Source organism: Rossellomorea sp. LJF3, from assembly GCF_037046045.1.
Classification (GTDB): Bacteria; Bacillota; Bacilli; order Bacillales; family Bacillaceae_B; genus Rossellomorea.
The window spans coordinates 332,429-353,577 of record NZ_JBANLY010000001.1; the positions used below are offsets into that span (position 1 = coordinate 332,429).

The 21,149-nt window shown below is 42.2% G+C and carries 17 protein-coding genes and 1 riboswitch; of the genes, 8 read left to right on the plus strand and 9 right to left on the minus strand.

The window, feature by feature from the left end; all coding sequences use genetic code 11:
- Window positions 1-203 precede the first annotated feature (203 nt).
- The 6 genes from V8G47_RS01760 to V8G47_RS01785 all read left to right on the plus strand — a co-directional run bounded on the left by V8G47_RS01760 (window position 204) and on the right by V8G47_RS01785 (window position 8,167).
- A complete protein-coding gene (locus V8G47_RS01760) occupies window positions 204-1,040 on the plus strand; it encodes an alpha/beta hydrolase (RefSeq protein ID WP_336198580.1) in 837 nt (278 codons plus the stop codon).
- A gap of 111 nt (window positions 1,041-1,151) precedes the next feature.
- Entirely contained in the window at window positions 1,152-2,345 is a 1,194-nt protein-coding gene (locus V8G47_RS01765) for a class I SAM-dependent rRNA methyltransferase (RefSeq protein ID WP_336198581.1), read from the plus strand.
- 146 nt (window positions 2,346-2,491) lie between these two features.
- The gene (locus tag V8G47_RS01770) at window positions 2,492-3,028 is read left to right on the plus strand and encodes a D-glycero-alpha-D-manno-heptose-1,7-bisphosphate 7-phosphatase (protein WP_336198582.1); all 537 of its coding nucleotides are present in this window, start codon (window positions 2,492-2,494) and stop codon (window positions 3,026-3,028) included.
- A 152-nt stretch (window positions 3,029-3,180) separates the two neighbouring features.
- On the plus strand, window positions 3,181-5,337 hold the full coding sequence (locus tag V8G47_RS01775) for an MMPL family transporter (RefSeq protein ID WP_336198583.1): 2,157 nt from the start codon (window positions 3,181-3,183) through the stop codon (window positions 5,335-5,337).
- Window positions 5,338-5,462: 125 nt separating this feature from the next.
- Window positions 5,463-7,421 carry a DUF294 nucleotidyltransferase-like domain-containing protein gene (locus V8G47_RS01780; protein ID WP_336198585.1) on the plus strand — a complete coding sequence of 653 codons (1,959 nt, stop codon included), beginning with the start codon at window positions 5,463-5,465 and terminating at the stop codon, window positions 7,419-7,421.
- Window positions 7,421-8,167 (plus strand): 3'-5' exonuclease, encoded by a 747-nt coding sequence (locus V8G47_RS01785; RefSeq protein ID WP_336198586.1) that lies wholly within the window; start codon window positions 7,421-7,423, stop codon window positions 8,165-8,167. Before V8G47_RS01780 ends, V8G47_RS01785 begins: the two co-directional genes overlap by 1 nt.
- Window positions 8,168-8,222: 55 nt before the next feature.
- On the opposite strand, the gene V8G47_RS01790 is transcribed toward V8G47_RS01785, so the two are convergent.
- The 8 genes from V8G47_RS01790 to V8G47_RS01825 form a co-directional block, all read right to left on the minus strand.
- On the minus strand, window positions 8,223-9,485 hold the full coding sequence (locus V8G47_RS01790) for a glutamate-5-semialdehyde dehydrogenase (RefSeq protein ID WP_336198587.1): 1,263 nt from the start codon (window positions 9,483-9,485) through the stop codon (window positions 8,223-8,225).
- A 65-nt stretch (window positions 9,486-9,550) separates the two neighbouring features.
- Window positions 9,551-10,660 (minus strand): glutamate 5-kinase, encoded by a 1,110-nt coding sequence (gene proB / locus V8G47_RS01795; protein ID WP_336198589.1) that lies wholly within the window; start codon window positions 10,658-10,660, stop codon window positions 9,551-9,553.
- A 120-nt stretch (window positions 10,661-10,780) separates the two neighbouring features.
- Complete coding sequence (gene proC, locus V8G47_RS01800) at window positions 10,781-11,626, minus strand: pyrroline-5-carboxylate reductase (RefSeq protein ID WP_336198590.1); 846 nt, start codon at window positions 11,624-11,626, stop codon at window positions 10,781-10,783.
- 460 nt (window positions 11,627-12,086) lie between these two features.
- Window positions 12,087-13,037, minus strand: a complete 951-nt coding sequence (locus tag V8G47_RS01805; RefSeq protein WP_336198722.1) for an LCP family protein — start codon at window positions 13,035-13,037, stop codon at window positions 12,087-12,089.
- Between the two features lie 249 nt (window positions 13,038-13,286).
- On the minus strand, window positions 13,287-13,877 hold the full coding sequence (locus V8G47_RS01810; RefSeq protein ID WP_336198591.1) for a cob(I)yrinic acid a,c-diamide adenosyltransferase: 591 nt from the start codon (window positions 13,875-13,877) through the stop codon (window positions 13,287-13,289).
- Window positions 13,878-13,948: 71 nt separating this feature from the next.
- Complete coding sequence (locus tag V8G47_RS01815; RefSeq protein ID WP_336198592.1) at window positions 13,949-15,400, minus strand: adenosylcobinamide amidohydrolase; 1,452 nt, start codon at window positions 15,398-15,400, stop codon at window positions 13,949-13,951.
- The gene (locus V8G47_RS01820) at window positions 15,397-16,455 is read right to left on the minus strand and encodes a FecCD family ABC transporter permease (protein WP_336198593.1); all 1,059 of its coding nucleotides are present in this window, start codon (window positions 16,453-16,455) and stop codon (window positions 15,397-15,399) included. Before V8G47_RS01820 ends, V8G47_RS01815 begins: the two co-directional genes overlap by 4 nt.
- Window positions 16,418-17,383, minus strand: a complete 966-nt coding sequence (locus V8G47_RS01825) for an ABC transporter substrate-binding protein (protein ID WP_336198594.1) — start codon at window positions 17,381-17,383, stop codon at window positions 16,418-16,420. The genes V8G47_RS01820 and V8G47_RS01825 overlap by 38 nt, the downstream gene beginning before the upstream one ends.
- A gap of 136 nt (window positions 17,384-17,519) precedes the next feature.
- Window positions 17,520-17,718: riboswitch (cobalamin riboswitch) on the minus strand.
- 209 nt (window positions 17,719-17,927) lie between these two features.
- On the opposite strand from V8G47_RS01825, the gene msrA reads away from it, so the two are divergent.
- Window positions 17,928-18,458, plus strand: a complete 531-nt coding sequence (msrA, locus tag V8G47_RS01830; RefSeq protein WP_336198595.1) for a peptide-methionine (S)-S-oxide reductase MsrA — start codon at window positions 17,928-17,930, stop codon at window positions 18,456-18,458.
- 144 nt (window positions 18,459-18,602) lie between these two features.
- Here the strand turns inward: msrA and V8G47_RS01835 are convergent, their stop codons facing one another.
- The gene (locus tag V8G47_RS01835) at window positions 18,603-19,664 is read right to left on the minus strand and encodes a C45 family peptidase (protein ID WP_336198596.1); all 1,062 of its coding nucleotides are present in this window, start codon (window positions 19,662-19,664) and stop codon (window positions 18,603-18,605) included.
- A 222-nt stretch (window positions 19,665-19,886) separates the two neighbouring features.
- On the opposite strand from V8G47_RS01835, the gene V8G47_RS01840 reads away from it, so the two are divergent.
- Window positions 19,887-21,107, plus strand: a complete 1,221-nt coding sequence (locus V8G47_RS01840; protein ID WP_336198597.1) for an MFS transporter — start codon at window positions 19,887-19,889, stop codon at window positions 21,105-21,107.
- Window positions 21,108-21,149 lie beyond the last annotated feature (42 nt).

Below are 21,149 nucleotides of genomic sequence, written 5' to 3' on the forward strand. Positions count from 1 at the left end.
AACGTTGGAGGCTTAAATATTCATTTAAGCCTTTTTCTTATGGACCTTGCTTTTACTGACTAGATGAAATAAAGAAATAGATACACAGTACCAAATAAGGTAAAAATTACATATAATATGACAAATAAATTTCTTTTTTAACATATTCAATACTTCACGAATACCTTACAATAGAAGTATACCTTTTTAAAGGAGCGATTTTCTTGTCAGTAAAGTCAAAACAATCATTTCTTTGGAGCGGGCTCTTCATCATTGCCTTCTTCACTTTATATACTATTTTTCGCACGACGAACGTTCAGTCCAGTGAAAAACCTTTAACAGCCGAGGAGAAATATCCCACAGTCTTCGTGCACGGGTATAAAGGTACATATAATTCCTTCAGGACCATGTTGGACCGTTTTGAGAACCGGCATGGGTGGGGTCAAAAAACGCTTGAAATTTCCGTATCAGATTCCGGCAGCATAAGATACAAAGGGGCTCTCCCTAAAAACCCGAGTTCTCCCCCACTTGTTCAAGTCATTTTTGAAGACAATCGTGCTTCCTTGGATAAACAGGCGATTTGGCTTGAAAATGCCATGAAGCTGCTGCATCACCAATTCAATGTTTCCACTGTCAATATTGTCGCCCACTCTATGGGTGGCCTTGCCTCAACCCAATATTTAGAAAATACCAGTAATGAATCGTTTGTTCCAAAAACCCATAAATTCATTACGATTGCCACTCCTTTTCAGGGAGTCACGAAAGAGTCTTATGGTCAAATCAATACGGGTGCAGCTGTGATTGATTTAAAGCCTGGATCCCAAGCATTGAAGAAAATGCATCTCAATCGTCATTTGATTTCTTCTGAAATACAAGTGCTATCCATCGCTGGTTCAGGTGATGACGTGGTAAATGTACAGAGTGCACTGGCGAGTCGATCATTTTTCGAGAAAAATCCTTTCCAGTCCAAAATAGTGTATGATCCAACGATTTCTCATAGCGGATTACATGAAACGATGAAAGTGGACCGTCTTGTAGGAGATTATCTATGGAGTAAATAATCTTGAAACCTTTCCCCTCTTCGGACCTGAGGGGATTTTTTATGCAGTTGCGTAAACGCCCGTAACGTTCTATACTACACAAGACTAAACCAATAGGTTAGGATGAGTGGAATGACAAAAGAAAAAATCGTAAAAGCTAGCCCCAAATACATACAACCATTTCTAAAAGGGTTTCCTCTTTTAAATAAAGAAAATGTCACTACTTCGATTGAAGATTTACAGGACGGTGACATCCTCAAACTGGTAGATACCCATGATCGCTTTATTGCAAAAGGGTACTACGGAATCCAGAATAAAGGAATCGGCTGGCTTCTGAGCTGGAAAGAACATGAAGATATAAACAAGGAGTTCATTTATAAAAAGATCCAGGCTGCCATTAATCAACGCCTACACTTCTACTATAGTGAAGATACAACGGCATTCAGGGTGTTTAATGGAGAAGGCGACGGTTTCGGGGGTATAACCATTGATTACTTTGATGGATATTATCTCATTCAGTGGTATTCAAAGGGCGCGTATTCTTTCCATGAAGAAGTGATGGAATCGATACGGGAATTAACCGAATATAAAGGTATTTACCAGAAGAAAAGGTTCGCACAGGAAGGGAAATACGTTGAAGAAGACGATTTTGTCGAAGGTACACGCCCTTCCTTCCCTCTCCTCGTGAAAGAAAACGGCGTACAATTTGCCATCTATTTAAATGATGGAGCGATGGTGGGGGTATTTCTCGATCAACGCGAAGTGAGGAAAAGGATTCGTGACGCATACTCAGAAGGCAAGAGGGTATTGAATACATTCTCTTATACCGGTGCATTCTCTGTATATGCTGCTCTCGGCGGTGCCTCTCACACCACCAGTGTGGACCTTGCGAATCGCAGTTTAAGCAAAACGATTGAACAATTCAGCATAAACGGAATCGATTATGAGGCTCAAGACATCATTGTGGAAGATGTGTTCAAGTACTTCAAATATGCTGTTAAAAAACAGCTTTCATTCGATGTGGTGATATTAGATCCACCAAGCTTTGCCCGCTCCAAAAAACACACATTCAGCGCTGCGAAAGATTATAAGGATTTGTTGAAAGAAGCGATTGCCATCACTGAAAAGAACGGGACCATCGTGGCTTCCACAAACTGCAGCACCTTCAATATGAAAAAATTCAAAGGGTTTATTGATACAGCATTCAAGGAAACCAATGGGAAATATAACATACTCGAAGAATACACTCTTCCTGAAGATTTTAAAACCCTCAGTCAATACAAGCAGAGCGACTACTTAAAAGTCGTTTTTATCCGCAAACTATAAAGGAAAGGGACGGACTTTCTAAAGGTCCGTCCCTATCGATTAAGAATAAATGACAGAATACTCTGTCATTATTTCCTCGGAAACCGCAAGAAGCGACATATACACGGTGTTTCTTGATGAAACTTATCGAATAAGGAGGATTTATGATGAATAAAGCTGTTTTTCTTGACCGTGATGGAGTAATCAACGAGGTGAAAACCAATAGAGTCCGCTTTGTGAACCGGCCGGATCAATTTTATTTCCTGGAAGGAGTCCCCGAAGCCATAAAGGCTTTATCCCAATCCGGATTCCTTCTTTTTGTCGTTACAAATCAAGGTGGCGTTGGATTAGGCTATCTTTCCCATGAAGAGCTGGACTCCATCCATGATTATATGGTAAATGAAATCAAACAAGCAGGCGGTTTCATTCAGGAAGTTTCCTGCTGCACTCACAAGCCCCATGCGGGTTGTTCATGCAGAAAGCCCGAACCCGGGATGCTTCTTGAACTGGCAGAAAAATACGGCATTGATCTTGCTGGATCCTTCATGATCGGGGATCGTGATGTAGACATAGAAGCAGGCAACAAAGCTGGATGCACCACGATTTTACTAAATGGCATCTCTCCTCCAACCTATAACGCTGATTACATATTTCCTGATTTATTGAGCGCTTCTACATTCATCCTCAACATGAAGGAATCTTAATGATCGTTCAATTATCATCTATTCGAGCATTTAGTTATTGCACCTGATGACTCCACCTATTAAACTGAATAAGTGATTCTTTTTTATTGTAATAAGTAATGTAAATATCAATAAATCAGGATGTAAGAGTTTCAATTTAGGAGTGTGATGAGATGGAACTGCTCGGTAAAGGGATCACCCGTTGGTATAAATGGATCATTGTACTCTGGGTGATGATCGCGGGGATATTCGCTTATTTTGCAACAGACTTACCCACCATATTAGGCGGGGATGGTTTTAGGACTGACGGACAGTTTGAAAAAGTGAACGACGAATTGACCGATTCGTTTGATTTTCCCGAATCATCCATTTTGCTACTTATGGAAAAGCAGGATTCCCAATCTGCAGAAGGGTTTCAGGCATCCATTAATAAAACGATTGAGAGCATAGAAGACTTGGGTGTCACCTCTTATATACAGTCACCATTACAAGATGAAAAATTAGTGAAAGACGACGTGGCTTACGCCGTTTTATCCTTCGATGAGTCTGATATCACTAACGAAACAAATAAAATCAAAGCACTAGTAAAAGAAAACCCAGGCCAGTCATTGACCGGGGCATCCATTATTAGTTCAGATATTAATAAGGCCAGTCAAGATGATCTGAAACGGGCCGAATTGATAGGATTACCATTCGCTCTCCTTGTCCTGTTATTTGCATTCGGCTCGGTTGTTGCTTCCCTTGTACCCATCATCATTGGAGTGGTGACGGTCGTTACGGCATTCGGGGTTCTCACTCTAATTGGCGGCAGCATGGAATTATCCGTTTTCCTGCTGAATGTAGTCCCAATGATTGGTCTTGCCCTGAGCATTGACTTCTCACTACTGTTTATTAACCGCTATCGTGAAGAACTGGCCACGAGGTCAATACCGGAAGCGATCCATACCACTATTCAAACGGCAGGAAAATCAATCATTTTCTCTGCATTATGTGTATTCATCGGTCTGGGAGCCATGCTCCTCATTGAAATCGATATATTCCAGACGATCGCCATCGGAGGCATGGTAGTCGTCATGCTTGCAGTGGTTTCTGCATTATCACTCCTCCCTTCCGTTCTTCTGCTCCTCGGAAAGTCCATAAATAAATGGATGCTGATCAAACAGAAGAAAAATGCCCACGGGAAATGGAGGGTATTTGCCGGGTTTGTTATGAAAAGACCTGTGATTCTAGCCCTGCTCGCCCTGTTTGTCTTAGTGATCGGCATTTTGCCTGTCCGCTCTATGAATCTTGCCATTCCAGATACGGAGGCATTACCTGCAACATTTGAATCCCGTCAGGCGATGGATACCATTCAGGAGGAGTTTAAGACAGATGAAAGCAGTACGGTTTATGTGATTGCCAAACGTGAGAATGGCTGGACCACTAAAGATGGATTGGAAGATTTGAATGAACTCCTTTCTGAATTCAATCAGGAATCAGCTGTGACTTCAGTGGACTCTATCTTCAAAGCCACCAATATCGACTCTCCTGAAAAATTATTCGGGGCCATTCAGCAGCCGGAATCCAAGGAGAAGATTGATCCTGCACTGAATCGATTTATCCATGGAGACAAAGCACTGATTCCAGTTCACTTGTCATTGGATTCATCATCATCCGCTGCAAAGGAACTGGTGAACGAATGGAGTCACAAAGAATGGTCATACCCCCTCCAGTTTGGAGGACAGGTGAAATTCAATCAGGAAATTTTTGATGAAATCTATCAAAAGGTAGGGTTATGCCTTTTCATCATTTTAGGTTCTACCTACCTGATTCTGATGATCGCATTCCGCTCCATCATCATTCCATTGAAGGCGATTTTAATGAATATCATCAGTCTTACATCGACATTCGGAATCTTAGTATGGATTTTCCAGGGAGGACACTTTGGAATCCCTGAATCGGATATTGCCCTTGTGCTTCCGGTCCTTGTATTCAGCCTTGTTTTCGGCCTTAGCATGGATTATGAGGTATTCCTCATTTCCAGGATCCATGAAATTTATCAAGAAACCGGTGACAACACACGTTCTACCATTGAAGGACTTACTTCAACGAGTAAAATCATCACCTCGGCCGCTCTTATCATGATTGTCATAACGGGGGCTTTCGCTTTTACAGGTGTGATGCCCGTCAAACAGATCGGGGTTGGGATTTCTATCGCCATCTTCATTGATGCAACCATCGTCAGAATGATCCTGGTCCCTTCGTTAATGAAGCTCCTTGGAGACTGGAACTGGTGGATGCCTTTCATGAAGAAGGAAAAACAGGTAGTTAAAGCTCATAGAGCCTCTTAACCTGGGATTTTTGAAATTATCCTGCTGCTAGAGAACCAAATCGAATGTTAAACAAGACACCCTGCTATCGGGGTGTCTTTTTATGAATGCCGGTCTGTTTTATCGTTTTCAAATTGGGGGATTCTATGGTAAAGTACTATGGAATCAGCACGAACGGGAGGTATTTGATGAACCACCAGGAATTACTACAAATTATTCGGGATCATTATCCATTTGATGTCCTATCAGCGGAACAGCTGGATTATATTATTTCCGGTTCTACATACACAACTTTCAAGAAAGGGGAATTTCTCTTTCATGAAGATGAAACGGTGGAAGAACTGGATATTTACTTCCTTGTCTCCGGACTTGCCAAAAATGTCCTCCATCGTTCCAGTGGAAAGCAATATTCACTTCGCTTCTATTATCCGGGTGACTTGATTGGCATCATGATCATGCTTACGAGCGGACAAATGACTTTTTCAGTCCAGGCAATAGAAGATTGTACGGTTTTCCGGATTCAGAAAGACCGGATTTTAGAGATCATGACCAAAAACAATGATTTTTCAAAAATCATATTTGAAAGCATCGGCAATCGGATGAAAACCCTCTACGATGAAATAAAGGTAAAGTCAGCCACTGAAACCGATGATGAAAACATCAATCTATTCCGCACAAAAGTCCATACTCTCATGGACAGCCCTACTTTCATCGATGGAAATGCTACCATCATTGACGCAGCAACAAAGATGAAAGAACAGGACACGTATGGGTTAGTCGTGGTGGATCAGAATAAAAAAATGCTTGGCATCCTTACGCAGCGGGAAATCCTGTCTTATCTAACCAATCCATGTAACTCTGAAAAGGTGAAAGACTGGATGAAGGAAAAGCCTTTCTGGATCAGGGATGAGTCCTTCGCCTATGAGGCCCTCTCCTACTTTAAACATGAAGAAGTGGATTTCGTCCCCATCATTCGCAATGATGTCGTGGTTGGAATTCTAACCAGTACATCATTTCTCAATATACAGGATTCGAATTACCTGGACCTTTCTTATAAAATTCAAAAGGCTGTGACGAATGAAGAACTGGTCGAACTTGCCACGGTGAAGAGCGAGACGTTCCAACAGTTCATTCAAGACCTTCTTGCACAAGACAGCTTTGGATTCGATATATGTGAAGTGATATCAAACTACAATGATCGACTTCACCGGAAAATCATTCAATTGAGCGAAAAAGAAATGAGGCAGGAAGGGTTCGGTTCCGCCCCGATCAATTATTGTTTCATTGTCATGGGCAGTCAGGGACGCAGTGAGCAGGGATTCCATACAGACCAGGATAATGGGATCATCCTTGATGATTATAATCACTTATCCGACCTGAAAAAAGTCGATCTCTATTTTCAGGCCTTCACCGAAAAGCTGAATTTAAAGCTTGCTGCATGTGGTTTTCCTGAATGTACAGGTGGGATCATGGCGAAGGAACAAAAATGGAAGAGATCTTATACGGACTGGAAAAAGGCGATTGATGAGTGGCTCAACGAAATGGATGCACAGGAAATCCAGAACATCACGATGTTTTATGACTTCCGTCCAATTTACGGAGACTATTCCATCGCAGAAGAGATCCGGAATTACCTGACTGAAAAATCGAAACGATCCCTGAACATGCAGCAGCTTTTACGAAAAGATGCCCTTCGTTTCAAGCTCCCCGTGGGTCCACTGGGCCGGGTAAACCTGAAGCCGAAAAATCATCTATTCAATATCAAAAAGTCAGGGCTATTACAAATCGTCAATATGATCCGGATTCATTCGGTAAAGTATGGGATAAAAGAAGTGAACACAATCAAAAGGGTACAGGCATTGAAAAAATTACAAGCCTTTCACCCCAGGGATGCAGAAAACGTAAAAACGGCCATGCATATCCTCCTTTCCTTGAGGACGCAACAGAATCTGCGTGAACTTAGTGAGGGAAAGCCATTAAGTAATGACATCGATGTTCGCACTCTTTCGAAAGAGGATCGCCAAAAATTAAAAGAATCCATCCAGATTGCCAACCGACTGCAGCAAGTGATGGAAATCAGTTTCAATAGGAACCGGGTGGTTTAATGGATAATATAGGTATTAACGTAGGCTACCGGATACTAAAGTATTATTTATGGCAGCAATTCATCTTCCGCCATCAAGTCAAGCGGGAAAAAGAAAAGCTTTCCTACCATAAACTTTCCCGCGGCCTTAAACAATTTGAAGAAGAGAAACCGACTCTTCAAAAGAAACACCTCTTCCATTGCACCTTTACGATTTTCGACCTTGAGACCACTGGTTTTTTCCCTGAAGTTGGAGATGAAATCATATCGATAGGAGCTGTAAAGCTGAAAGAAGGAAAAGTTCAAAGGGACGAGACATTTTATCAGGTGATCGACCCCCTTCAAACGGTGTCCAGGGAAACGAAGAGATTTACGGGCCTGAGACGCAAAGACTTCTTAAATGGTGTGACACTGCCCATAGGGTTGGAACATTTTTTGGAATTCAGTAAAGGGACGATCCTGGTGGCCCACCCCGCAAGCTTCGACATTAATTTTCTTCAAAAAAGGATAAATAAGTGGGAGCTGCCTTCTTTCGATCCAGAATTTGTCGACTCCTTTTCACTTGCCAATAGCCTACTTGGCAGGGATGACTGCTATTTGGATGTTCTTATAAAGAAATTCGGTATTCAAGACCGTACCCGCCACCATGCTTTAAATGATGCGATCATGACGGCCGAGATTTTCGAACAACTTTTGAAACTATGTTATCAACAAGAAGTTCATACGATCCGTGGATTACATGAATTCCTGCTTCGGGAATCGGGCTGACATTCGATGGAATAAAAAAAACGCATGAGGAAGAGAACTCATGCGTTTTTACATTTTATCGAATTTGTCCAGTACCATGCATCATGTACTTCACTGTTGTTAACGCCGGTAGACCCATCGGACCTCTAGCATGAAGCTTCTGGGTTGAAATGCCAATTTCCGCACCGAATCCTAATGCTCCTCCATCTGTGAAGCGTGTGGATGCATTATGGTATAAAGCAGCAGCATCAACCAGCATCATGAATTTTTTCGCCGTTTCATTGTTTTCAGTCACAATCGCTTCTGAATGTTTGGTGCCGTATTGTTCAATATGATCCACGGCTTCGTCAAGTGAAGACACAACTTTAACGGCAATATCAAGACTTAAATATTCGTTTGCCCAATCTTGTTCACCTGCAAGTTTTGCATCTTTGATCACTTCAACCACTTTTTCGTCACCGTGAATGGAAACATGATGATCTTTCAGTTTTTTAACAAAGGCCTCTTTATGGTCATCAAACCATTTCTCATGAAGGATGACGGTTTCAGCCGCATTACAAACCGCCGGCCTATCCGTTTTGGCATTGATGATGATGTTCAATGCTTTTTCCAGTTCAGCTTCCTTATCAATATAAATATGACAGTTCCCTACACCTGTCTCTAGGACAGGGACCGTTGCGTTATTGACGACGGCGTTGATCAATGCGCCACCACCACGGGGAATCAGCACATCAATATGTTCTTTCATTGTAAACAATTCACTTGTTGCCTCACGATCTGTTGTGTTGATGAATTGTACGGCATCTTTTGGAATATCAGTTTGTTCCAATGCCTCATGCATAACGTCCACAATGGCTTTATTCGACGTGATGGCATTCGATCCACCTTTCAGGATGATGGCATTACCTGATTTTAATGCAAGACCTGTAGCATCCACCGTCACGTTTGGGCGGGCCTCATAAATCATTCCGATGACACCGAGTGGAACGGTCACTTTTTGAACTTGCAGCTGATTTTCCAGGGTCCAATCGGAAACCACTTTACCAGTCGGATCTTCCAGGTCAGCCACTTGGCGAAGACCGTTTGCAAAGTCTTCAACCCGTTCTTTAGAGAGAGATAAGCGATCCATAAAGGCCGCTTCAAATCCTTTTTCCCTGCCTCTTTCAAGGTCTTTTTCGTTCTGTTTTAGAATAGACCCGTAGTGTGCTTCCAGATGGTCGGCAAGAATATGAAGGGCTTTATTTTTTTGTTCCGTTGTCAGCATACTTAGCGTTTTAGAAGCTTTTTTAGCCAATATCGCCTGTTTTTTTACATCGGTTTTTTCTACAGTTAAAGTCATCAAATACCTCCTGATTATTTTGAAAGCTATATACTTAAATCAATCAATTACAGAATCATTTTCAACTAAACACCTACTGGAATGGGAACTTCTACATGGCATACGAGCTGATCAATTTCTACTGCGATTTCATCTGCTTTTATATCTGTAGGGTTCTTCAATTGCCCAGAACGATAATTGACCATTCCAAGCCCGATTTCATCGTTGCGGTTATCCAGGATACGTACGACTGCACCTTTATCAAAACGGCCTTTTACAGTATAAATGTCATCGATGGTCAAACTTTCTTTCCGCTCTAAGATGCGGTCTTTCGCATCTGCATCGATGGTGATTTCACCTTCAGGACCCGAGTTGAACGCAATCCATTGCTTTTTGGAATCAAGATTGACCGAATCTTCCGTCGATTCGAAATAGGTTCCTTTAGCCGTATGCTGAACAGCATCATAAATGATATTAGTGTGTCCGGATTTACCAAGGAACGCGGGGATGCCTGATGCCATTGTAATCTTGAATGCATCGATCTTTGATCTCATACCGCCAGTACCGACTGAGCTTCCCGGCTCTCCCGCCATGTCTTCAATATCTTCCGTGATTTCAGTCACACTCTCCAGCAGTTCAGCATCTGGATTTTTGCGGGGATCTGAATCATATAGCCCATCAATATCTGATAGAATGATGAGTTGATCAGCATCCACGAGTGCTGCGACTTTAGCGGATAGTGTGTCATTATCTCCAAATTTCAAACGGTCAATCGTTACGGTATCATTTTCATTCACAATAGGAATAATCCCTCTTTCGAGCAGGACATTAATCGTATTTCTGGCATTGTTATATCGATCTTCATCAGAAAAATCACTACGAGTGATCAGAATTTGAGAAGCCACATATCCATTTGAAATTAACAGATCAGAATACGCTTCAATTAACAGCCCTTGACCAATAGCTGCGGCGGCCTGCTTCTCGGGCAGCGAACTTGGGCGTGTCAAGCAACCCAATTTACGATAACCTGCAGCGACAGCTCCTGAGGAAACAAGCAAGACTTCATGACCGTCATCCTTTAAGCGGACAACCTCATCCACAAGTCGTTCAAGCTTCCTGCGGCTCATTTCTCCATGTAAGCTTGTCAATGAACTACTTCCAATCTTAATCACGATACGTTTCTTATCTTGGGACATTCAATCACTCCTAGTAATGAGGTCCGTCCCTTGCCCCTCTTTCTATATGCAGGGACGGACCTGTATTTCATGTATGGTTGGTAAATAATATATATGAGGTGTGAGATATTAATTGGGTTATTAGCTTGTGACTAATTCTTTGGCCTGTAAGGATGAGCTGATTTCTTTCGAACGCTTTTCTGCTCCCTTAACAGCTTCTGAGATGGCTTTACCTCCACCGAACTGAGCTAATGCATCAAGTCCTGCAGCCGTAGTACCGTTTGGGGATGTTACATTTTCTCTTAGTTGAGTTGGTGATTCTTCTCGCTCCAGCATCATTTTGGCTGCTCCGAAAATCGTTTGAGCTCCTATTTTACGAGCCAATTTCGGGTCTAATCCTGCTTCAGCACCCGTCTTTTCGATATGTTCCATTAAATAGTAGAAGTAAGCTGGACCGCTTCCGGCAATTCCGGTGAAAATGTCCATCTGGCTTTCTTCGATGACGAATACTTCTCCGATGCTTGATAATAACTCTTCTGCATTCTCCATATCTTCTCTTGAAGTGAACCTTCCGGCACTGATAGCCGTTGCAGATTCCTTCAGCATACTTGACGTATTTGGCATGACACGGATGACAGGCTGACCTGCAGGTAACTGTTCTTCCATATGAGAAGTCGTAATCCCTGCCAGCACAGACATGATCACCGTATCGTTCCTGACCAGGTGATTGATGGAATCTAATGCCTTATCAATATCCTTTGGCTTCATGGCAAGAATGAGGATATCTATTTCATCAAAGGGCAGATCGTCTTTGGTTATTGCTGTAATATCATATTTAGCCTTCATTTCTTGAAGTCTTCCGTAATTGCTTCGATTGGAAACAATGATTTGCTCAGCTGGAATCTTTCCACTCTGCACTGTTCCTGAAATCATTGCTTCAGCCATATTACCTGCACCCAGAAATGCTATCGTTTTATTATTTAACAATCATATCCACTCCCGTACCTTATTTTATAGTAAATTCTTTTAAAACATTTTTTTCGTTTTCAATCGAACATTTAATGTAATAATTAAGAAAAAACAGTTAAGATTATAGTTGTTTCATGTCGCCAAAAACCTTGATTGGCGTGTGTTTTGTTCACAACGTTTATAATCGTAACATGCTGATGAATGATATCAAGGGCATTAAAGGAAGTAGTAAGGAATTAGCCGAAATAGCTAGTGGAAGCGTTATCATTACCATTTATGTTATTCAGATTCCTTCTGAAGGCTCTAGATTGGCTGAGAGAGCGTATTATCAGAATTTATACGTATAGGGTATGATTGGAAACAGATCGATTCTTGGCCCTGACCCCTGTCAGCGCAGTTCCAGAGCCTCTTCCATCAAGTCCATACTGAAAGAAAAAAATCCCGTTAAGCTTTTAAAGGCTTAACGGGATTTTTAGATTTATTCGTTTGCAGTGTCGTCTGAACTTTTTCCATTCAGAAAGTCTTTTAAAGCTTGGATATTTTCTTCGAAGTCAATTTCGAGAACGGATCCCACTCCGCTGTAGCTTGCATTCGTATAAGAACCTTCTACTGGCAAGGTCAGCTTGTCCATGTCACTACTGTTGCTAAGCAGGATATCTTTCGCGATTGAGATTTGATCCAGCTTGCTCATATTCGTCTGAATATATGGCTGAATGGATCCTGCCATTTTCGGAAGCTTTGTTACGCCTCCGATGGATAAGGCTTCATCTTTAAGGGCCGCAATCACTTTTTGCTGTCTTTCAACCCTTCCGAAGTCACCATTTTCATCATGGCGGAATCTGGCATAGCCGAGTAATTCCTTTCCGTTCAGGTTTTGGACTCCCGGTTCGAGGGAAACGCCGATGTTTTCTGACATGGCTTTTTCAACATCCATTTCAATTCCATTTGGTGCAAGGATGTCGACTGACTGTTCAAAACCTTTAAAATCAACAATCATATAGTACTGAATATCCAAATCAAAGTTTTGCTTAATCGTCTTACGAAGCAATTCAGGTCCGCCTAAATAAAATGCGGTATTCAGTTTATAATTTTGATAACCCGGGATTTCTGCATAAATATCTCTCATGAATGAAACGAGCTTGGTTTCATTTGTTTTCGGATCGATTTGTGCGAGCATCATGGTGTCTGTCCTTGATTTCTCCTCGCCCCTGCTATCGACTCCCAATAACAAAATGTTAACCTTCCCGTCTTCATCTTTCACACCGTTGAATTTATAGTCTTGCATCTGGTCTTCACCAGCCATCTTATAACCACTGTAAAATTGAAAAGCAGCGTAACCGATCAAACTGAAAATAAGGATTAATAATACCAAAATCACTTTTCTTCCACGTTTTTTCCTTTTGGTCTTTCGATCTAGTCGTGACTCCATTTCTTCACCTACTTTTATGACATTCATGATGAACCGATGATAATATGAAATAGTACTCTATACAATTGAAATTGACAATCACAGAATACTGGATAAACTAACACTTTTCTCCATACCGGTCCACCCCGAGAATATAGTTTACCATAAATATCATTAAAAGTATTTAATTGTTCTATCCAATAAAATTCAAAAAGAGTTCACACGTTCTAAATCCGCCTCAAATTTCAAGAAGTTAAAACAGTATTCGAACTACTTTTCCATCTTTTTCTTACCTTTACCGGGAGAAAATACGTTGGCACTGCGTAAGTATTCTATGTCTCTCACGTTACTACGATGATTGATCACGCGTGCCAAGGCAAAAAAGTAGTCTGATAATCGATTGATATATTGTAACGTAACTACAGAAAAGTCTCCGTCTGTCTTTGAAAGGGAAACGATGCACCTTTCTGCCCTCCTTGCAACGGTCCGCGCAATATGAATACTTGCAGAAGCCTTCACTCCACCCGGTAGAATGAATTTTTCAAGAGGTGGAGCTTCTTTGATCAAACCGTCTATCTTTTCTTCCAACGCATGTACGGAATCAATTTGAAGCTTGTTTCTTCTCTTTTTTGATACATTTGATAAATCTCCACCGCAGTCAAAGAGTTCATGCTGAATAGTAACTAAATCCTTCACTATATCGTCGAAATGCTCATGATCCAATTCAGAAATAGCCTGACCAACGAAGCAATTTACTTCATCCAGTGTCCCGTATGCTTCGACCCGGATATGATCCTTATCGACCCTTCCCCCGATTAAACTAGTCTGACCCTTGTCCCCGGTTCTTGTATAAAGTTGCATCAAATCATCTCTCCCCTACTGTTTATTATGCAGTCATGCTTTTTGCACACTTTCTAATGACCTTCCCCGTTTTAACCCATATAACGTTGGATGGCTTTTTTTGTTACTTCATAGACTCCTCTCCCGATCAACTTACCTATTGGAGTGATCGGTCCTGCAAATGGTTCAAGCTCCCCCTTTTGACTGGAAGCTATCAGAATGCTGTCAGTAGGTGTTCCGGTTGCTATATTTCCATTCCTTTTGTCCCTTACTTCCATGTCATTCAGTGCCTTCACCTTTGCCTCCGTGGAAGTGACGAGGGCTTCGATATATGCCTCATCAGATAAATTTCCATTTATGAAAACCCAGGTATTGATCGTACCGGGTTTTGAATCAATATCATATTGAAAGCTAGTTGATACATCCATGGCGTTTCCAACACCGGCGGTCACGACGACGAAAACCGATCTTCCCTTCATCTCAAAACGCTCGCATATCATATTAGACAAATCCAGAGCCGTCATCATACCGACAGATAAAGACGGATCCAGTTCTTTCGTCATGAGATACTCCTTCATATCTTGTTTGTAATCCCGACAGTCATAATCAACGGGTACCCGACGGTTCATAAAGTGAGAGTACCAACCAATTCCTGCTCCAATAATACCCGAAGACATACATTTCAATGGAAATGGTGCAGAATAAAGGATGCATTCTTCAGTCAATGTCATATACCTTTCATCTAAAACCAGGTTTTCACTGAGGGATCCTTCGGGGACGATCACCATCTGAGGTTTGGCCACCAATGGATGAGCTTGTTTCTGAACCTTTGTTTGATATACTTCTTCGATATGTTCTTCTTTCAACACCTCTTCCGGGTGATGGAGAAGTTTTGTTGTGCCCTGGTCCAGTAGGAGTAGACGGTCACAGTATAGGCTCGCTAAATTCAAATCGTGAAAAATGGCCACGACCGTTAATGTCCCCTGATCTGTTTGACTTTTAATCAAATCCAATAGTGACTTCTGGTAGGAAAGATCAAGGTGATTAGTGGGCTCATCCAGAAGCAGGATGTGAGGTTCCTGGGCTAGAGCCTGTGCCAGGAACACCCGTTGTCGCTCACCACCTGACAATTCATGAAGGTACCGGTTCTGAAACGCAGAAATTCCCGTCTGCTCCATCACTTTGTCCACCACCTCATTATCCCGGTCGGTCGTACCCTTAAAGAAACCTTTCTGGTGAGCATATCTTCCAAGCATCACCGTTTCCCTCACTTGATATGAAAATGCTTCAGTCGATATCTGGGGTAAAACCGCGACATGCGTAGCCAATTCTCTCGAAGAAAACTGATTAAGTGGCTTTCCCTTCAACGTAATGACTCCATCCATTAAAGGAAGGAGACCCGTCATCGCTTTCAGTAACGTCGTCTTACCACTTCCATTTGGACCAAGTATTCCAAAGAACTCTCCCTTGTCAATATGAAAATTCATGTCTTCCACGATCTTTTCATCGCCGTATCCTACTGACACCCCGTTTACATCGATCATGTTGAAAGACCCCTTTTCTTTAAAAGAATATAAGCAAACATCGGTGCGCCGATCAAGGCGGTGATCACTCCAATCGGAAGTTCGGTCGGAGCGATGATCGTTCTGGAAAGCAGGTCGGCGAGAACGAGGAACCCACCACCTACAAGGATTGATAGGGGAAGTAGATGTTTGTGATCATGTCCGATCATTCTTCGCAGAAAATGAGGAACCACAAGACCGACAAATCCGATCGTGCCGGACACTGCCACTGCTGCCCCCGTCAGGATGCTTCCGGCAATCAAAATGATCAGCTTCCTTTTTTGAACCGAGATACCGATATGACTGGCCTGTTCCTCCCCGAAGCTCATCCCGTTCAATTCCTTGCTGTTTAGTATGAGCAACACCACCCCAATAAGGAAGAAAGGCAATATGATCGCAATGTAATCCCACCCTCTCATGGATACACTTCCAAGAAGCCAGCCGATGATTTGCCTCAGTTCCTCACCTGTGAGTGAGATCATCAATGAAATCACCGAGCCCAGAAATGAGCTGAAGATGATGCCTGTCAGTATAATGGTTTCGACCTTCATCGTCCTTTCAACCTTTTGTGAGAACCATAAAACGAGAAATACGGTGATGTTCGAACAAACAATACTGAAAAAGGGAAGCGTAAATTTCCCGATGAAAGGGATGCTCCAATGGAAAAACAATGTGATGACCGCCCCAACCGATGCTCCTGATGATACTCCCAATGTATAAGGATCAGCCAGGGGATTGCGTAAAAGCCCTTGAAAAGAAGCCCCTGCAATGGCTAAGGAACTGCCGACCAATAAAGCCAACAATACTCTAGGAAGTCGGATCGTATAGACAATGTTCACAAACATGGGATTAACCGTATCAGGCATTTGAATACCGAACCACTTGTAACCGACGATGTATAAGATATCCATCGGTGGAATCGATATCGTACCGATCGAAACACCTGCAAGCACTGATGTGAGTATAAATAGCCCTGCCAATACGTAAGTAGTCCCTATTTTATTCTGCAAATACCTCTGGATAGATCGACTTTGCAATTTCCTCTACTCCTTCAACCAATCTTGGACCTGTTCGTGTGACTAAATCAGAATGGACATCGTGAACATCTCCATTCTTAACTGCCGTCACATCTTCCCATCCTTTTCTTCCCAATATCTGTTCTTTCGAATCTTCACTGTAATAACCGTATGTAGTGATGATTACATCAGGGTTAGACGAAATGACCGCTTCCTGGTTCACCTGTACCCAGCCTTCCTGCTCGCTCATGACGTTTTCAGCATTGACCATTGAAAGCATTTGATCGATGAACGTATTCTTCCCAGTTGAATATATGTCAGGTGAAGGCGAGACTTCCACATAAACCCTTTTCCTTTCAGTTACTTCACTTGCTTTTTCCTGAATGGAATTTAAATCCGATTTCATTTCAGAAACAACGGTATCCGCCTGATCTTTCTTACCGACAAGTGTACCAATATCCTGAATTGTGTCATATACCTCTTCAAAGCTTTTAGCGTCGTGAACAATGAATACGTTCACCCCTGCATCTTTCAGTTGATTCAACCCTTCTTCTGCTGACTTTGCTGTGGATTCATGGGCCAGGACCAGGTCCGGCTCTAAGCTGACAATTTTCTCTACGTTAAACTCCACTCCACCGATCTTTTCTTTATCGGCAGCTTCTTTCGGGAAGTTATCAAAGTCTGAGACCCCGACGATTTCCTGATTGAGCCCAAGCTCGAATAAAATCTCCGTATTACTGGGAATTAACGAAACGATATGTTTAGGCTGTTCATCCAAGGTGACTTTATTATCGAGCGCGTCGTTCAATGATAAAGGATACCCTGATTCCTCCTGATTAACTTCTGCAGTTTCTTTTTTCTTCATTTGATCCCCGTCATTTGTTCCGCATGCTGTCAGGAATCCGATGGCTACTAGCAATGCAAGTAAGGCTTTTACTGTGTGTTTCATTTCTTATTCCTCCTCTTGATTAACATTTTGGCAGACAAAAAAACATCTCCAGTGGACTAGAGATGTTGTGTAAGATGCATATATAGGTTAATATTCCGTGAACCATGCATATTACACCTTTCTATCCGCGTAGAATTGGTGCGCTTAAAATCAGGCAGGTCTCCTGGCTCATGGTCATAGTTTGCTGATACCTTCCCGTACTTGTTTGCACAGTGGTAAAATTTCAGCTCACTACCATTTACAGTGGCGGGACCGCGTTGGATTTACACCAACTTCCCTATTAAGAAGCTAAGAAGAATGACATCTTGGGCTTCACCTGATCTCGTAACGTATGAAATTGTTCCGTTCAAAAGAATTATACACAAGTTCCATTGGTTAGGAAATGAATTTGTTGAAAATTGTAGAAAAAAGGTTTATCGTAATATCGCCACATCTGATGCAGACAAGCAATTTGATTGTTCCTTTTAAGCTTTCGTGATAGAATCTGTTCAAGCTATCGCTTTACTGCTTTAGAGAAGTACATATGGTACAGGAGGTTTGCTAAATGAATGATAGAGAAGTCGCTACCTTTGCAGGCGGGTGTTTTTGGTGCATGGTAAAACCGTTCGATGAGCTCCCAGGGATTATTGAGGTCGTATCGGGATATTCTGGCGGTCATCTTGAAAATCCCTCGTATGAGGATATTAAAGCCGGTGGCAGCGGGCATTATGAAGTGGTTCAGATCACATTTGATCCCGCTCTGTTTCCTTATGAAAGACTATTGGAGTTATACTGGCCCCAGATTGATCCGACTGATGAAGGTGGTCAATTCCACGATCGCGGTGAACAGTATCGAACAGCTATCTTCTATCACAATGAACACCAGAAACAATTGGCTGCGAAGTCAAAAAACACGATAGAAGAAAGCGGGCGATTCAAGAAGCCGATCGTCACCAAAATCCTTCCTGCCTCAACCTTTTATCCGGCAGAAGAGTATCATCAAAAGTTCTACAAAACGAATCCGGAAGAATACAAACAAGATCGAGCAAAGTCTGGGCGCGATGAATTTATAGATGGACATTGGAAAAACCAATAGCAGAATGAAAAAAACTCCTTTCGCCAATGGCTAGAAAGGAGTTTTACATATATTTTTATGAATATGCGCATTTTAATAATAAGAACCGAGGAAGTCCTCCACAATGATAAGCCGTTAATCCCTTGATTTGCTCGGTTCCCTCCCTTATCCCTTCACTTCTTCCATAAATAAGAACGGTTCATTTGTATCGAACTTCCCTGAAATTTTCCGGATGGGAATATCTCTTCCCCTGATCCATTCCTGAAAGTCCACCACCACACCATCTGAATTTTCCCCGAATCCGATTAAGCATCGCAGTGATTCACATTGAAAGACACATGTATGAATCGTCCCTGCCCAAGCATCATACGCTTTCTTGAAAATCGGGCTGTCTCCCCGGTTAAACAGTTTGAATGCCCCCTTCATGGTTAATGTCTTTTCCTTTACTGAATGTAATATTTCCAGCCTCTTTTGAGAGTCCTTTAAATAATGTCGATTATCCTTTTTCATATGATTCATCTGAAAATGATTGGTACAACTTAAGGTTGAATGGTGATACACCCCTATCCCCCTCGGCGAAGCTTCTACCACAGCAGCTTTGCCACTTTGGTCGTATAAAGAATAGTTGAAACTGTGTCGGTGAGGCAGCCTGCGCAACACTTCGATGGCCTCGTCTGTATTCTTACATGTGTCCAGGAGGATGCGGGCGATTGTGGTACAGATGAATCCTTCTCCCGGCTTTATTCGATTCACAAAATGAAAACCAACAGCCAATCCTTTTTCGTTCAACCCGTCAATCCGTCCGATTCCCCTTCCTGAAAATCCGATAGATGCATATCCACCCGCCGGCCTGACGAGTAGAAGCCTGCCTTCATATGTTTTCGGGTGATAATCATAGTTCCTCACGTAAATACCGTCCTTGGCCAAAGACGAACAACCGGACTCCTTCCATTCCTGTTGAAATCCCGAATATTCATGTATGGTATCCTCCAAAGACCACTGTAAACCAGAGGATAGTCCATTTAATTCATCCCATAATCCGGGTGCGAAATGCCGGAGTAGTCCCTCGACTTCATCCAGCTTTACATCGTAATCTCTCAATGACTTCTTTCGTCTCTTATAATGATGGGAATAGAGTGGCGACTGCCGAAGTTCCTTTCCGAATTGAACACCAATCTCATAATAGGTCCCCCTGGACTGCAATACGTCTACCATAACCTCTTTCATTGTCCCCCCCCCTTTCTGCGAATAAAGGATCCTGTCGAATAAATAACTTCTTCTTTTTCTCCCTCTTATGCTACACTTGATTCATAAAACACGAGGAGGAAATATCATGCAAAAAACATTCAAAACACTTTCACTATTTCAAGAAGGAGTGAACGTTCTGGATTAACGAAACGACGCTCCTTCTTCCGGTAAATATAAAACACAGGAAGCAGGAGACAAATTATGACGAAACAAACACTTGCAGCCCATAACATCCGGGTGCTATTTTGGATTTCTTTTTTTGGTACCATCAGTTTTCTTCAACCCGTATTAACGTTATTCTATTTCGAAAGAGGCTTAACCTCTTCTGATATTTTAATTGTGCTCATGTTCTGGAGCGGTGCCGTATTACTCGGGGAGGTACCTACTGGAATATTTGCAGATCGGTTTGGTGCAAAATATTCATTTCTATTCGGTGCTTTCCTGAAGTTCCTTAGTATTACACTGCTTTTATTCGCCTATGAACCTTGGATGTTCTTCTTATACAGCTTCATCAATGGATTCAGTGTAACCTTTTTTTCAGGGGCCGATGAAGCGTTGATCTATGATTCACTCAAAGAATCAAATGAAGAAAATCGCATGGATCATGCCATGGGAAAAATCCAATCAGCCTCGTTTATCAGTATGCTGATTGCCGTCCTTTTCGGTTCCTATTTGGCGAGGGATCTGGCGGACAGTCAATTCACTCTGCTTATCTTACTGGGTTTAGTCTTTCACTTAATAGAACTATTTTTAATCCTTTCAGTCAAGCAGCCGTCTGTTGATTCATTCCAGAAAGAAAATCCTTTTTCCCAAATAAAGAGTGGTATCCGTGTAATACGCCAGGCACCCCAGTTATTGTTGATGTTTTTAAACGTAACATTGGTCTTCATTCCGGCTGGTGCCGTTTACCAATACTTTGATCAACCGCTTTTACAGGATGCAGGCGTTCCTGTCTACTTGATCGGAGTCTTTTATGCCATTTCTGCCATCCTTGGCTATATTGCATCGAATTCAATCGGCTGGATGACAGCTCGCTATTCCAGGGTGATGCTCATGAATGTTTCAGGTTTATCAGCGACAGCGGGGTTACTCATGTCCGGCTTGTTCGGGTCTTCTTTATGGATTGTATTAGGTTCATTTTTCTTATTAAGGCTTGTCCGGGCAATCCGTTATCCCATTTATTCACAATTAAGCAATGACTTAATTCCGTCCGGGGTCAGGGCGACGACCATTTCCTTGCTTTCCATTGTGGATTCGGGCTTGGACCTTGTTGTGTTCGGAGTGCTCTCTACGATTGCTTTGAATGGCTATTCATACGTACTCATGGGGTGTGCCTTTATCGCACTGGTTGGAACCCTTTTACCGATCAGACCTGTCAACACGAAGGAAAGTCACAAAATCAAACAAAGCGCTTCCCTTTAAATGTGAAAGAGTGCTGACAATCTGTCAGCACTCTTTCTACTT

Bases quoted from the DNA above. Each gene is read 5' to 3' on its own strand.
- V8G47_RS01765 (WP_336198581.1), top strand. From the start codon at position 1,152: ATGACAAAAGAAAAAATCGTAAAAGCTAGCCCCAAATACATACAACCA.
- V8G47_RS01770 (WP_336198582.1), top strand. From the start codon at position 2,492: ATGAATAAAGCTGTTTTTCTTGACCGTGATGGAGTAATCAACGAGGTG.
- V8G47_RS01775 (WP_336198583.1), top strand. From the start codon at position 3,181: ATGGAACTGCTCGGTAAAGGGATCACCCGTTGGTATAAATGGATCATT.
- V8G47_RS01780 (WP_336198585.1), top strand. From the start codon at position 5,463: ATGGTAAAGTACTATGGAATCAGCACGAACGGGAGGTATTTGATGAAC.
- V8G47_RS01785 (WP_336198586.1), top strand. From the start codon at position 7,421: ATGGATAATATAGGTATTAACGTAGGCTACCGGATACTAAAGTATTAT.
- V8G47_RS01790 (WP_336198587.1), bottom strand. From the start codon at position 9,485: ATGACTTTAACTGTAGAAAAAACCGATGTAAAAAAACAGGCGATATTG.
- proB (WP_336198589.1), bottom strand. From the start codon at position 10,660: ATGTCCCAAGATAAGAAACGTATCGTGATTAAGATTGGAAGTAGTTCA.
- V8G47_RS01805 (WP_336198722.1), bottom strand. From the start codon at position 13,037: ATGGAGTCACGACTAGATCGAAAGACCAAAAGGAAAAAACGTGGAAGA.
- V8G47_RS01810 (WP_336198591.1), bottom strand. From the start codon at position 13,877: ATGCAACTTTATACAAGAACCGGGGACAAGGGTCAGACTAGTTTAATC.
- V8G47_RS01815 (WP_336198592.1), bottom strand. From the start codon at position 15,400: ATGATCGATGTAAACGGGGTGTCAGTAGGATACGGCGATGAAAAGATC.
- V8G47_RS01825 (WP_336198594.1), bottom strand. From the start codon at position 17,383: ATGAAACACACAGTAAAAGCCTTACTTGCATTGCTAGTAGCCATCGGA.
- msrA (WP_336198595.1), top strand. From the start codon at position 17,928: ATGAATGATAGAGAAGTCGCTACCTTTGCAGGCGGGTGTTTTTGGTGC.
- V8G47_RS01835 (WP_336198596.1), bottom strand. From the start codon at position 19,664: ATGAAAGAGGTTATGGTAGACGTATTGCAGTCCAGGGGGACCTATTAT.
- V8G47_RS01840 (WP_336198597.1), top strand. From the start codon at position 19,887: ATGACGAAACAAACACTTGCAGCCCATAACATCCGGGTGCTATTTTGG.